The sequence below is a fragment of the Lentzea rhizosphaerae genome (genome assembly GCF_042649515.1).
In the GTDB taxonomy this organism is placed as follows: Bacteria; Actinomycetota; Actinomycetes; order Mycobacteriales; family Pseudonocardiaceae; genus Lentzea; species Lentzea aerocolonigenes.
The window spans coordinates 38,822-51,575 of the sequence record NZ_JBHRZI010000021.1 but is presented as its reverse complement, the minus strand read 5'-3'; the positions used below and the strand labels follow the sequence as shown (position 1 = coordinate 51,575).

At 70.3% G+C, this 12,754-nt stretch carries 14 protein-coding genes; 9 read left to right on the top strand and 5 right to left on the bottom strand.

The window, feature by feature from the left end; translation table 11 throughout:
• Positions 1 to 19: 19 nt before the first annotated feature.
• Genes ACFOWZ_RS25415 through ACFOWZ_RS25405 form a run of 3 tightly spaced genes read left to right on the top strand, consistent with a single transcriptional unit; the run spans position 20 to position 3,093 of the window.
• Positions 20 to 691 (top strand): response regulator transcription factor, encoded by a 672-nt coding sequence (locus ACFOWZ_RS25415; protein WP_030473059.1) that lies wholly within the window; start codon positions 20 to 22, stop codon positions 689 to 691.
• Positions 688 to 2,016, top strand: a complete 1,329-nt coding sequence (locus tag ACFOWZ_RS25410) for a HAMP domain-containing sensor histidine kinase (RefSeq protein ID WP_382376385.1) — start codon at positions 688 to 690, stop codon at positions 2,014 to 2,016. Before ACFOWZ_RS25415 ends, ACFOWZ_RS25410 begins: the two co-directional genes overlap by 4 nt.
• Before the next feature lie 36 nt (positions 2,017 to 2,052).
• Complete coding sequence (locus tag ACFOWZ_RS25405) at positions 2,053 to 3,093, top strand: NAD-dependent epimerase/dehydratase family protein (RefSeq protein WP_382376384.1); 1,041 nt, start codon at positions 2,053 to 2,055, stop codon at positions 3,091 to 3,093.
• On the opposite strand, the gene ACFOWZ_RS25400 is transcribed toward ACFOWZ_RS25405, so the two are convergent.
• Positions 3,080 to 4,264: a hypothetical protein gene (locus ACFOWZ_RS25400; protein WP_382376383.1), complete on the bottom strand. Its 1,185-nt coding sequence runs from the start codon at positions 4,262 to 4,264 to the stop codon at positions 3,080 to 3,082. The genes ACFOWZ_RS25405 and ACFOWZ_RS25400 overlap by 14 nt on opposite strands.
• Positions 4,265 to 4,385: 121 nt before the next feature.
• On the opposite strand from ACFOWZ_RS25400, the gene ACFOWZ_RS25395 reads away from it, so the two are divergent.
• Genes ACFOWZ_RS25395 through ACFOWZ_RS25380 form a run of 4 tightly spaced genes read left to right on the top strand, consistent with a single transcriptional unit; the run spans position 4,386 to position 7,298 of the window.
• Entirely contained in the window at positions 4,386 to 5,024 is a 639-nt protein-coding gene (locus ACFOWZ_RS25395; protein ID WP_382376382.1) for a glycosyltransferase family 2 protein, read from the top strand.
• Positions 5,021 to 5,668 carry a TIGR04282 family arsenosugar biosynthesis glycosyltransferase gene (locus tag ACFOWZ_RS25390; protein ID WP_382376381.1) on the top strand — a complete coding sequence of 216 codons (648 nt, stop codon included), beginning with the start codon at positions 5,021 to 5,023 and terminating at the stop codon, positions 5,666 to 5,668. Before ACFOWZ_RS25395 ends, ACFOWZ_RS25390 begins: the two co-directional genes overlap by 4 nt.
• A complete protein-coding gene (locus ACFOWZ_RS25385; protein WP_382376380.1) occupies positions 5,665 to 6,264 on the top strand; it encodes a class I SAM-dependent methyltransferase in 600 nt (199 codons plus the stop codon). Before ACFOWZ_RS25390 ends, ACFOWZ_RS25385 begins: the two co-directional genes overlap by 4 nt.
• The gene (locus ACFOWZ_RS25380; protein ID WP_382376379.1) at positions 6,246 to 7,298 is read left to right on the top strand and encodes a molybdopterin-dependent oxidoreductase; all 1,053 of its coding nucleotides are present in this window, start codon (positions 6,246 to 6,248) and stop codon (positions 7,296 to 7,298) included. The genes ACFOWZ_RS25385 and ACFOWZ_RS25380 overlap by 19 nt, the downstream gene beginning before the upstream one ends.
• Before the next feature lie 326 nt (positions 7,299 to 7,624).
• Here the strand turns inward: ACFOWZ_RS25380 and ACFOWZ_RS25375 are convergent, their stop codons facing one another.
• Together ACFOWZ_RS25375 and ACFOWZ_RS25370 are read right to left on the bottom strand one after the other, a co-directional pair.
• Positions 7,625 to 8,440, bottom strand: coding sequence for a hypothetical protein (locus ACFOWZ_RS25375; protein WP_382376378.1), 816 nt, complete (start codon positions 8,438 to 8,440; stop codon positions 7,625 to 7,627).
• Positions 8,440 to 9,300 (bottom strand): ABC transporter ATP-binding protein, encoded by an 861-nt coding sequence (locus ACFOWZ_RS25370; protein ID WP_382376377.1) that lies wholly within the window; start codon positions 9,298 to 9,300, stop codon positions 8,440 to 8,442. Before ACFOWZ_RS25370 ends, ACFOWZ_RS25375 begins: the two co-directional genes overlap by 1 nt.
• A 99-nt stretch (positions 9,301 to 9,399) precedes the next feature.
• Between ACFOWZ_RS25370 and ACFOWZ_RS25365 the strand changes: the two genes are divergently transcribed.
• Positions 9,400 to 10,449 (top strand): sensor histidine kinase, encoded by a 1,050-nt coding sequence (locus tag ACFOWZ_RS25365; RefSeq protein WP_382376376.1) that lies wholly within the window; start codon positions 9,400 to 9,402, stop codon positions 10,447 to 10,449.
• The gene (locus ACFOWZ_RS25360) at positions 10,446 to 11,090 is read left to right on the top strand and encodes a response regulator (protein ID WP_382376375.1); all 645 of its coding nucleotides are present in this window, start codon (positions 10,446 to 10,448) and stop codon (positions 11,088 to 11,090) included. The genes ACFOWZ_RS25365 and ACFOWZ_RS25360 overlap by 4 nt, the downstream gene beginning before the upstream one ends.
• On the opposite strand, the gene ACFOWZ_RS25355 is transcribed toward ACFOWZ_RS25360, so the two are convergent.
• Complete coding sequence (locus ACFOWZ_RS25355; protein ID WP_382376374.1) at positions 11,072 to 11,701, bottom strand: DJ-1/PfpI family protein; 630 nt, start codon at positions 11,699 to 11,701, stop codon at positions 11,072 to 11,074. The genes ACFOWZ_RS25360 and ACFOWZ_RS25355 overlap by 19 nt on opposite strands.
• A complete protein-coding gene (locus ACFOWZ_RS25350; protein WP_382376373.1) occupies positions 11,701 to 12,654 on the bottom strand; it encodes a GlxA family transcriptional regulator in 954 nt (317 codons plus the stop codon). Before ACFOWZ_RS25350 ends, ACFOWZ_RS25355 begins: the two co-directional genes overlap by 1 nt.
• Positions 12,655 to 12,754: the final 100 nt, after the last annotated feature.

Below are 12,754 nucleotides of genomic sequence, written 5' to 3'. Positions count from 1 at the left end.
CTCACACAGTGGAGTCGTTGTGTGCGTAAGGGTCCTGCTGGTCGAGGACGACGAGCGAATCCGGCAGGCGTTGAGCCTCGCCTTGTCCGACGAGGATTTCACCGTTGACGAGGCGGGTTCGGGTGAAGAGGCGTTACCGCGTTTGGAGACCGAGTCGTTCGACGTGGTCCTGGTCGACCTCACGCTGCCTGGCATGGACGGGCTGGAGGTCGTGCGGACGCTCCGGGCCCGCGGTGACCTGCCCATCATCGTGGTGACGGCGCGGACCGACGCCCGCGACATGATCGCCGGACTGGAGGCGGGAGCCGACGACTACGTCACGAAACCGTTGATGGCGAGCGTTCTCGCGGCGCGAATCCGCGCGTTGTTGCGCAGGCGCGGCCCCGGTCGTGAAGCCGTTCGGGTGGGCGATCTGGAAATCCGTCCGCAGGAAGGGCTCGTGCACCGAGCGGGCGAACGCGTTCATCTCACCAGAACCGAATTCCGGCTGCTGCTGGAACTCGCTGGTGCGGGCGGCCGAATCGTCACCAGGGAACAGTTGCTGCAAAAGGTTTGGGGATATGACTACTTCGGTGACACCCGACTGCTCGACGTGCACATAAGGAGACTGCGCCGCAAGATTGAAGCCAACCCCGACGACCCCGCGCTGTTGCTCACCGTGCGCGGCAGCGGCTACCGGATCGGCTCGTGAGCCTCACGCTGCGCTGCCGGGTCACCCTCTCGTTCGGCTTCGGGCTGTTGATCGTGACGAGCGTGCTGGCGTTCGCGACGTGGAACCTCGCCTCCGGCTACATGCTGCGCCAGCGGGAGGCCAGCGCGACGCGGCAGGCCGAGGTCAACGTGCGGCTGGTCGAGAAGTCCCTGTCCTCACCGGGACTCGACGAGCTGCTGACCGGGCTCACCACCGGCCCTGACTCGTCGATCCTGCTGCTCAGCCCCGACGACCTGGTCACCGCGGGCCGCAAGGTGGAGCCGTCGCAGCTGCCCGCCGCGCTGGTCGAGCACCCGCCTGCCCGGGATCGGATCGTCGTGGACGGGGTGCCGATGCTCGCCGTGGCGCTGCCGGTGGCGGGCAACGCCGTCTACGTCGAGCTGTTCGGGCTGCAACAGCTCAACCGCACGTTCGCGTTCCTCAGCGCGGTGCTGATCGCCGGCACGATCGGGTCCGCGCTGCTCGGCGCGGCGCTGGGGTCGTGGACGTCGAAGCGGGCGCTGAAACCGCTGGCGGAGCTGAGCTGCGCCGCGGGCAGGATCGCCGGTGGCGACCTGCGGGCCCGGCTGCCCGACCAGGACGACCCGGATCTCGCGGCCCTGGCGGCGAAGTTCAACTCGACCGCGCAGGCGCTGGAGCAACGGGCGTTGCGGGACGCCCGGTTCGCCTCGGACGTCTCGCACGAGCTGCGGTCGCCGCTGACGACGATGGTCAACGCGGGTGCGGTGCTGCGCCGGCGTCGCGAGCACCTGCCCGGCACGGCGGGGACCGCGCTGGAGCTGCTGACGTCGGAGGTCGACAGGTTCGCGCGGATGGTCGTGGACCTGCTGGAGATCTCGCGGGCCGACCAGATCGACGACCCTCCACCGGAGGAGATCGCCCTGGACGCACTGGTGCGCAACGTGATCGCGACCCGTGCGGACGTGCCGCTGGAGCTCGAGCCCGCCGTCGTGCTGGGTGACCGGCGGCGGCTCGACCGGGTGCTGACGAACCTGCTCGACAACGCCGAGCGGCACGCCGGTGGAGCGGTGCTGGTGTCCGTGCGGGTGCTGGGCGACGCGGTCCGGCTGGAGGTGGAGGACGCCGGGCCCGGAGTGCCCGAGACGTTGCGGGAGCAGATCTTCGAACGGTTCGCGCGCGGCGTGATGGCGGGCAGCAGGGGCGACGACACGGGCAGCGGCCTGGGGCTCGCGCTCGTCCGCGAGCACGTGCACCGGCTCGGCGGCCGGGTGTGGGTGGAGGACCGTTCGCCGAACGGCTCCCGGTTCGTGGTGGAAATGGTCTTACGGAGTTCTGACGGCTAGCCGGTTGCGGCCGCTCGTGGTCCTACGGTCGTTTCCATGCGAATACTGATCACCGGCGGGGCCGGGTTCATCGGGTCGCACGTCGCGGACGAGTTGGCCGCACAGGGCCACGACTGCGTGCTGCTCGACGCGTTGCTGCCCGAGGCGCACGGCATCGTTCCCACACTGGACCACGAGCTGACGATCGGCGACGTCACCTCACCCGACGTCCTCCGGCCGCTGCTGTCCACTGTGGACGCGGTGTGCCACCAGGCGGCGATGGTCGGGCACGGTGTCGATCCGTTCGACGCGCCCTCCTACGCACGGCACAACGACCTCGGCACGGCGGTGTTGCTCGCCGAGATGTACAGGGCGGGCGTGTCACGGCTGGTGCTGGCGTCGTCGATGGTCGTGTACGGCGAGGGCCGGTACCGCTGCCTCTCCCACGGAATCGTGCGCGCCGAACGGACTGCGGCCGACGTCGAGCGGGGCATGTACGAGCCGAGGTGCTTCTGCGGTGACTTCGTCGTGTCCGAGCTGGTGCCCGAGGACGCTCCGCTGGAGCCGCGCAGCACCTACGCCGCGACGAAGCTGGCGCAGGAGCACCTCGCGTCCGCATGGGCACGGCAGACCGGCGGAAGCGTGTGGGCGTTGCGCTACCACAACGTCTACGGCCCGCGGATGCCGCGCGACACCCCGTACGCCGGGGTGGCGTCGATCTTCCGGTCGGCGCTGCAGAACGGCGTCGCACCGCGCGTGATGGAGGACGGCCGGCAGCGGCGCGACTTCGTGCACGTCACCGACGTGGCACGGGCCAACGTGCTGGCTCTGTCCTCACCGCGGCCAGGCTTCGAGGCCGTGAACATCTGCTCCGGCACGCCCCACACGATCGGCGACCTGGCCTTCGCACTGGCCGACGCGTGCGACGGCCCGACGCCGGAGATCGTGGGCGGCGCGCGGCCGGGCGACGTCCGGCACGTCGTGGCGTCGCCCGCGAAGGCGCTGGACGTGCTGGGTTTCGAGGCTCAGGTCGGATTCACGGAGGGTGTGCGCGACTTCGCCTTCTCCTCGCAGCGGGAGCCGGTCACCAGTTCGTGAGCACGAGGTGGTTCACCGCCAGGGCGGTCAGCGCCTGCGCGGTGAGCCACCTCTTGTCCAGTTTCGCGGTGCCGGCGAGGAGCCAGACCGCGAACGGCAGCCAGATCCGTTCGGTCTCGGCCTTGCTCAGGCCGGACAGGTCGGCGGCGAGGACCGCGATGCCGGCGCCGACGACCCACTTGTTCCTGTGCAGGCCCTTGATTCCCGCCGGGCCGATGACCAGAGCGAGTGCGGCGAGGTTCGCCCAGACCCAGTACCAGTACGGCCTGGTGGCGCCGATGCCCTGGTAGTAGCGGAGTTTGACGAGCTCGTAGCCGTCGAGCCACCAGAACCCGTTGAGGGCGAACACCGCCACGACCGCCAGCGCGCCCAGTGCTGCCAGAGCGATGCGGCGACCGAGCGCACGCCCGCCGTCACCCCACATCGCCGCGATCGCGAGCGGGGCGAGCAGCACCAGGCCGTAGGACAGGAAGAGGCACCAGCCGAGCACGACGCCGCCGAGCAGCGGCCACCTGGTGAGCAGGTAGATGCCGACGGCCGCGACGCCCATGAACATGCCGTCCGCCGACGCGCCGACCCACACCGCGCCGGGGAAGAGGACGAGGAACGGCAGCACCGCGTTGTTGTTGATCGCCTTGGGGATCGCGATGGTGGCCAGTGCGCCGACCAGGACGCAGAAGATCGACGCCGCGGCTCCGCCTTGAAGCCCGACGCGGTCGAGCGCGACGAACGTGAGCAGCGCGCCCGGCGGGTGGCCGGAGACGTGAGTGGTCCACGAGTCGGGCTGGAAGTCGAGGATGCGACTGGTGAACCCGTTGAGCACGGCGGGAATGTCCGTGATCTCGGGAACCTCGTGGAGGTACTCGTCCACGGTGGTGAGCCTGGTGACGAAGTGCCCCCAGCCGTCGATCATCGCCAGCGAGAACGTCCACGCCACCGAGGCGAGGTAGGCGATCGGCAGCGCGAACCGGTGCTGCGCCAACTCGGGTCCTTTGGCGACGACCAGGAACGCGATCAGGACCGCGGCGGGGGTGCCGGGACCGACGTGCGGCTGCCAGTCACCGAAGATCGGTGCCGCGGACGCGAAGAGGAGCCCGGGGTGGTGAGCGTTGACGATCAGCCCGACGACGGCGGCGGCAGCGACGAGCAACCCCGCGAGAACTAGACGCACCGCGCCCAACCTAGGGGGTCGTCGCGGTGTTCGCGCGCTGGGCAAGACAATCGTAAGAACTCTTTCGTGCGTCACAATTCCGTAAGCACCACAACACTTTCCCGTGGTCCAGGGTGGATCCATGGATGTCGTGTTGCCCTGCCTGGACGAGGCCGCCGCACTGCCCGCGGTCCTCGCCACCCTGCCTTCCGGTTGCCGCGCGATCGTCGTGGACAACGGGTCTTCCGACGGCTCACCCGCGATCGCCGCCTCTCTGGGCGCCCTCGTCGTGCACGAGCCGAAGCGCGGCTACGGCGCCGCCGTGCACACGGGCCTGCTCGCGGCGACTTCGGATGTCGTGGCGTTCGCCGACGCGGACGGCTCACTCGACCTGTCCGAGCTGCCCGAGATGGCCTCGTTGCTGGCCGACGCGGATCTCGTGGCGGGCCGCCGTGTTCCGGTGAGCGCGAGCGTCTGGCCGTGGCACGCACGAGCGGGCAACGCCGTGATCTCGGGCTTGCTGCGCCGCCGCGGACTGGACGTGCACGACATCGCGCCGATGCGGGTGTGCCGTCGTTCCGCGTTGCTCGAGTTGGACGTGCGCGACCGCGCGTTCGGCTATCCGCTGGAACTGCTGGTGCGCGCCGCCTCCTCCGGCTGGCGCGTGCGCGAGGTCGACGTGACCTACGGCCCCCGGGCCGCCGGCACGCGCTCGAAGGTGTCGGGCTCGGTGCGCGGCACGCTGCGGGCGGCGCGGGACATGGCGGGGGTGCTGCGATGAGGTTCGTCGTGCTGGTCATGGCCAAGTCGCCGGTGCCGGGTCAGGTGAAGACGCGCCTGTGCCCGCCGTTGTCTTTGGAGGAGGCTGCGGACGTGGCGGCGGCCTCGCTGCTCGACACGCTCTCGGCCGTGTTGTCGACGCCCGGCGCGGTGCCGGTGGTGGCGCTGGCCGGGGTGGTGCGGCGTCCGGACGTCCGGGAGGCGCTGGCGGAGTGCGTGGTGATCCCGCAGCGGGGCTCGACGTTCGCGGAACGGCTGGTTTCGGCCCACGCCGACGTGGCGCGGTTCGGGATGCCGGTGCTGCAGATCGGGATGGACACGCCCCAGGTGACGCCCTCGCTGCTGTCGTCGTGCGCGTCGTTCGAGGAGGCGGCGCTGGGGTTCGCGGAGGACGGCGGGTGGTGGGCGCTCGGGTTGCGAGATCCGTTGCGGGCCGCGGTGTTGCGGGACGTCCCGATGTCGCGGGCGGACACCGGGGTGCGGACGCTGGAGGCGTTGCTCGGGATGGAGGTGCGGACGCTGCCGACGCTGTCCGATGTGGACACGATGGCGGACGCGGTGGCGGTGGCCGGGCTGGTGCCGGGTGGACGGTTCGCGGCGGCGCTGGCGGACATCGGGGCGCGGACACCGGCGGTGACGCGATGATGTTCGACCAGGCCCTCAAAGGCCTCCCCAGCTGGCTCGACCTCCCCGGCACCACCCCGCGCCCACTCAGCGTCGCCCGCTGGCAGGCCGACGCCGACGAGGGCGACGACGTCCTCCTCGACGCCTGCACCGGCCCCACCCTCGACGTCGGCTGCGGTCCCGGCCGGCTCGTGGCCGCGCTCCTCACCCGCGACGTCCAGGCTCTCGGCGTGGACGTGTCCGGCGAGGCGATCCGACGCACCACCGCGCGCGGCGGCATCGCCATCCGACGGGACGTGTTCGGCCGGTTGCCCGGCGAGGGGCGGTGGCACCACGTTCTGCTCGCCGACGGCAACATCGGCATCGGTGGCGACCCGGCCGCGCTCATGGACCGCATCAGGCACCTGCTCAAGCCCACTGGGACCGTCGTCGTCGAGGTCGAGCAGCCCGGATCCGGGCTCACGATCGGCCAGGCGAGGGTGCGGACCGGTGGCACCAGCAGCAGGTGGTTCCCGTGGGCCTGGAGCGACGCCGACTCGGTGCCCGCGGACGGGTTCTTCCCGCTGTGGCAGCAGGTGCGTGCCGGGCGGTGGTTCGCGTGCTGGGAGAAGTTGTGAAGTTCCGGGCGCCCGCGCACCACACCGGCGTGACGAGCAGGGTCGGCACCTGGCTCGGCGTCGCGTTCGGGCTGTGCTTCGTCACCGGGTTGCTCAGTCACGGCGTGCAGCACGACTGGCCGTGGCCGACCCGGCCCGTCGACCTCTACCGCGTCACGCAAGGTGTGCACGTGATCTCCGGGGTCGCGTCGATTCCCCTGCTGCTGGCCAAGTTGTGGAGCGTCTACCCCAAGCTGTTCGAGCGGCCGCTCATCAAGTCCTCGCCCCACGCCCTGGAGCGCGGCTCGATCTTCGTGCTCATCGCCGCGTCGTTCTTCGAGCTCGTCACCGGGCTGTTCAACGCCGCGCAGAACTACCCGTGGTCGTTCTACTTCCCCACCGCCCACTACGCGGTCGCGTGGATCGCCATCGGCGCGCTGCTCCTGCACGTCGCCGTCAAGATCCCGCTGATCCGCCGGTCCCTCGAACCCGAGCCCGAAACGAAGACCATCCTGTCCCGTCGCGCTTTCCTGCGCACCACCGCGCTCACGACGGGTGTCGCGGTCGTCGCGACGGCCGGTGTCACGGTGCCGTGGTTGCGCAAGATCTCCGTGCTGGCCTGGCGCAACGAAGGCGACCTGCCCGTGAACCGCACGGCGAAGGCCGCGAACATCTCGGTCCCACCGGACTGGCGTCTGAAGGTCGGCGAGAAGAGCTACTCCCTGCAAGAACTCCAAGCCATGCCGCAGACCACCCACGAGCTGCCCATCGCGTGCGTCGAGGGCTGGAGCCAGAACGCCACGTGGACGGGAGTCCGGATCTCCGAGCTGATCAACGCCAGGGGTGACGTGCGGGTCGAGTCGCTCGAGAAGGACGGGCTGTACCGCGCGACCACGTTGCCGGAAGCGTTCGCCCAGGATCCGCTGACTCTGCTCGCCCTGAGGCTCAACGGCGAGGAGCTCAGCCTCGACCACGGCTATCCGTGCCGGCTCATCGCGCCGAACCGGCCGGGAGTCCTGCAGACCAAGTGGGTCACGTCGTTGGAGGTGCTGTGAGGATCCTGCTCGGAGCGGTCGGCGTCGGACTCGCGGCCTGGGGCGCGTGGCTGCTCCTGCCCCAGCTCACCGTCGAGCTGCTGATCTGGCTCGGCGGCGGTGTGGTGCTGCACGACTTCCTGATCGCACCACTGGTCGGCGCGTCCGGGTTCGTCGTCAAGCGCGCTTCCGTCGGCATCGGCCTCACCGTCACGGGAATCATCGCCGTCCTCGCCACACCCCTGCTGTGGCGGCAGTACAGCGGACCGGTCAACCCTGGACTGCACGACCGCGACTACCCCACCGGAGTCGCGGTCGTGCTGGGCATCACCTGGGCCGCCGTGGTCCTACACGAGATCGCGGCGCACCTTCAGAAGCGTCGCCGCGCCCACGAAAACGACGACGTACCCGACGAGGAACAAAGCCGCCGTGGTGCCGCTCAGGTCGTTCAGCACGCCGGGCGCACCGGACCCGCCGACCGCGCCGGCCAGGTTTCCGGCCGAACCGCCGGGCAGGACCTCGGTCAGCGACTCGACCGGCCCGAGGAGCGAGCCGACGCCGCGCAGCAGGTTCTCGGTGACGATCGCCCACATCAGCCCGAGCCCGACGGACAGCGCCGGCCCCTTGGTGACGACGCCGAGGAACACCCCGAAGCCCGTCCACATCGCGGCGATCAGCAGTGACGCGCCCAGCGCCTTGACCGCGTCGAAGCCCGGCAGGCTCCAGTCCCAGCCCTCGACAGACGCCACGACAACGGCCGCTCCCAGGTCGACCACGAACGTCAGCGCCACCAGGACCACGACGATGATCCCCAACGCACCCAGCGTGCCCGCCATCGCGGAGACCCGGCGCGGGCCGGCCGTCAACGTGGTCTTCCACGTGCCCCAGCCGTAACCGCTGCCCACCGCCAACGCCGCCAGCACCAGGATGATCGCGCCGCCGAACATCGGCAGGCCGCGCACGACCGCCGCGCCCACGTTCTCCGGCTGCATCGCGCTGATCAGCTGCTGCTGCGAGAGGTCACGGGTGTTGGTGCCGCCGTTCAACGCGAGGTAGTTGAACACGTAGCCGAACGTCAGCGTCATCACCAGCCAGACGCCGATCATCACCCAGGTCGCCGGCCACTTCCACAACCGCAGCAGCTCCGCCTTCACGCTGCCCATCACGCCGCTCCCGTCATCTCGAAGAAGACCTCTTCCAACGTCCGGCGCAGCGGCCGAACCTCCCGCACGTCCACGTCGGCCTGCACCAGCGTCCGCACCAGAGCACCCGCGTCCGTCTCCCGCACGTGCAGCACGTCCCCGTGCAGCGCACTGCCCTCGACCAGCACGTGCGCCTTCTCGATCGGGTCCGCGCGGATCAGCAGCACGGTGTCACCGCGCAGCTGCTCGACGGTGCTCTCCGCGACGAGCCGGCCCTGCGAGATCACGCCGACGCGGTCGCAGATCTCCTCGACCTCGCCGAGCAGGTGGCTCGACAGCAGCACCGTCTGTCCCTGTGCGGACAAAGCACGCACCAGGTCCCGCATGTCGGCCATGCCCGCCGGGTCGAGGCCGTTGGTCGGCTCGTCCAGGATGAGCAGTTCCGGCCGGCCGAGCAGGGCCGCGGCCACACCGAGCCGTTGCTTCATGCCGAGCGAGTACCGGCGGAACTTCTCCCCGGCCGCGGCGGTCAGATCCACCTGCTCCAACGCCGCTTCGACGTGCGTCCTGTCGACGCCCCTGCGGTGAGCGTGCACGCGCAGGTTGTCGCGGCCGGAGAGGTACGGGTAGAAACCCGGCCCCTCGATCAGCGACCCCACCTTGAGCAACGCGCTGGGGGTGCCCGGTGCCTCACCGAGGACCTGGGCCGAACCGCTGGTCGGCTTCACGAGCCCCAGCAGCATGCGGATCGTGGTCGTCTTGCCCGCGCCGTTCGGACCGAGGAACCCGTAGACCTCGCCCCGCCGCACGGACAGACTGACCTCGTCCACCACGGCGCGGTCGCCGTAGCGCTTCGTCAGCTTCTCCGTCGTCACGATCATGGGACCAATCGTGTTCCCGGCAAGCCGCGTGGTCGTCCGCTCCGGAGCGTCGTGAAGATACGCACATCTGCGTACGCCCCCGGTCGTATCGTCAGCACCATGCGGATCAAGTGGCAGGACGTGACGCTGACCGTGGCGCTGCTGTTCTTCGGTCTGGCGGGAACGCGGTTCGCCGCACGCCTGCAGGGCGCGGAGAGCCTCGACGTGCTCGCCTACGTGCTCATCACCGTGGCGGCCTCCGGTCTGCTGTTCCGCTCGGTCCGTCCGCTGTGGACGGTCGGGATCACGACCGTCTCCATCGCGGTCTACCTGGCACTGCACTACCCGTTCGGGCCGATCCTCATGAGCGGTGTCGCGGCGATGTACGCGGTGGCGGTGTACGCGAGCGTCGAGCTGGCCGCGGCGAGCGCGCTGCTGTACGCGCTGGTGATCCTGCCGTGGTGGAACGACTCGGTGACGTCGTGGATCACGTGGTCGGCGGGCTGGATCCTGCTGCCGGTCGCGGCCGGTGTGCTGATGAGGCTGCGCAAGAAGTCCGTTGTGGACACCCGCGAGCGGGTCGTGATCTCCGAACGGCTGCGGCTCGCCCAGGAGGTCCACGACGTGGTGGGCCACGGGCTGAGCGTCATCGCGATGCAGGCGGGCGTCGCGTTGTACGTGCTGGACAAGGATCCGGCGAAGGCCCGCGCGTCCCTGGAGGCGATCCGCGACACCAGCAAGGAGGCGCTGGACGGGCTGCGGTCCGAACTGGACACTCTGCGCGGATCAGCCCCGCTCACGCCCACGATCTCGCTCGCCGACGTCCCCGCACTGGCGGCACGGATGCGCGAGGCCGGGCTCGACGTGTCGGTCGAGGTGGACGAGCTGGAGCTGCCGGACAACTACCAGCTGGCCGTGTACCGGATCGTCCAGGAGTCGCTGACCAACGTGCTGCGGCACTCCTCCCCCGGCGTCACCGCGTCCGTGAAGGTGTACGCGGTGCGCGGCGAACTGGTCGTGCAGGTGACCGACACGGGCTCGCCCGGCCGGTTCACGGAAGGCCACGGCATCACCGGCATGCGTTCACGGGCCGAGGCGCTGGGCGGCACGCTCGAGGTCGACGGATCGCACGGTTTCGCGGTGACGGCACGGATACCGTTGCCCTCATGATTCGCGTGGTGGTGGCCGACGACCAGCCGCTGGTCCGGATGGGACTGCGGACGTTGATCGAGACCGAGGACGGCGTCCAGTTCGCCGGAGAGGCCGCCGACGGCCGCGAAGCACTGTCGCTCATCCAGTCCGTGAAGCCGGACGTGGTGTTCCTCGACATCCGGATGCCGTTGATGGACGGCCTGGAGGTGCTGCGCCGCGTCTCGGCCGATCCCGCGTGCGCCGAGGTGAAGATCGTCGTGCTCACGACGTTCGACCTCGACGAGTACGTGTTCGAGGCGCTGCGGACCGGCGCGTCCGGGTTCCTGGTCAAGGACTCCGACCCGACCGACCTGCTGCGCGCCGTGCACGTGGTGGCCGACGGCGGGTCGCTGCTCTCGCCGTCCGTCACGCGCCGGGTGATCGACCGGTTCGCGTCGGGCGCGTCGGCGAGGCCCGTGCCGCACCTGGACAAGCTGACCGAGCGCGAACGGGAGATCATGCGGCACGTCGCGTCCGGCGCGTCCAACGACGAGATCGCGGCCGTGCTGGTGATCTCGCCCGCGACCGTGCGCACGCACGTGTCGCGGGCGATGGTGAAGCTGGGCGCACGCGATCGCGCCCAGCTCGTCGTGTTCGCCGTTCAGTCAGGCCTCACCTGACGTGATTCGAACGCGGCCTTGAGACCGTCGATGACCTCCGGCGGGATGGAGTCGTAGGCGCGCGGCGGCTGCGGGTCGTACTCGATCCCCGCCTGCACGGCCTGCGCGACCATCTCGCCGAACTCGGCCTCGACCAGCCGCAACGCCATGTCGATGCCCGCCGACACACCCGCCCCGCTGACGACCTTGCCGTCGAACACGACCCGGTCATCGGAAACCTCGACCCCGCGCACGGAAAGGTCTTCGCGCGCGGCCCAGTGCGTGGTCGCCTTCGACACCAGCCCGGCCTCGGCCAGCAACGTCGACCCGGTGCACACCGACGTCGTCCACTTCGTCGTCGGGTGGACCTCCCGCAACCACTCGACGACACCGCCGGAGTCCCTCAGCAGCTCGCGCCAGTGACTCGACCCCGGCACCACGACGATGTCCGTCGACTTCAGCGACGCGAACGTGTCGGTCGGCACGACGGACAGCCCGTTGTCGGACTTCACCGGATCGAGCGTCGCCGCTACGAACCGCGTCGAGACGACCGGCACCGAGCCGATCACCTCGTACGGGCCGACGAAGTCGAGCGCGGTCATGTTCGGGTAGAGCACGAACGTGGCTTCCATCAGGCAACCCCAGTGGTCCGGAAACGGGCGCGGTAGCTGCCCGGCGACACGCCGAGCACGCGCAGGAAGGCCCGGCGCAGGGTCTCGGCGGAACCGAACCCCGACTGACGGGCGACGAGGTCCAGCGAGTCACCGGTGCTCGCCAGCCGGTCGGCGGCGGCCTCCACGCGGGCTCGTTCGACGTACTGAGCGGGCGAGACACCGACGTTGCGCGAGAAGACGCGGGCGAAGTGCCGCACGCTCATCATCGCCTTGCGCGCCATGACCGGCACCGTCCACTCGCGGGTCGGGTCGGCGTGGATGTCGTCGAGCAACGCCCGCAGCGAACCGTCCCGCACGGGCTTCGCGCGGGTGTGCACGCTGAACTGCGACTGGCCGCCCGAACGCTGCAGGAAGACGACCAGGTACTGCGCGATCCTGCGGGCGAGCGCCGGCCCGTGGTCCTGCTCGACCATGGCGAGCGCGAGGTCGATGCCCGCCGTCACCCCGGCGGACGTGGACACCTGCCCGTCGCACACGAAGATCGCGTCCGGCTCCACCTCGACCCCGCGGTTCTCCAGCTCGCCGGTGAACGCCCAGTGCGTCGTCGCCTTCTTGCCCTTGAGCAGCCCCGCCCCGGCCAGCACCACGGCACCCGTGCACACGCCCGCCACCCGGCGCGACCTGAGCGCGAGCCGCCGCAGGTTCGTGGTGAGCACCGGGTCGGACGCGGCCTCGTCGTACCCCCAGCCGCCGACCACCAGCAGCGTGTCGATCGGACGGTCCAGCGTGCGCAGGTCGGCACCGGCCTCGACGCGCACCCCGGCCGTGGCGGTGAACGGTCCTCCCCCGAGCGTGGCGACCGTGACCTGGTAGCGCGGTTCCCGGTGGTTCGCTGCCTGGAACACCTCGATCGGGCCCGCCAGATCCAGCAGCGCCGTGCGGTCGTAACCGACCACGACTACTTCCCTCAAATTCCCCACACCTCCACTTTCCCCATCCGGAGTGGTGGCGGCAACGACATAACTCCCTCGGATTCGGCCACCGCCGAAGTGCACGCGGGGAGCTTTCGTT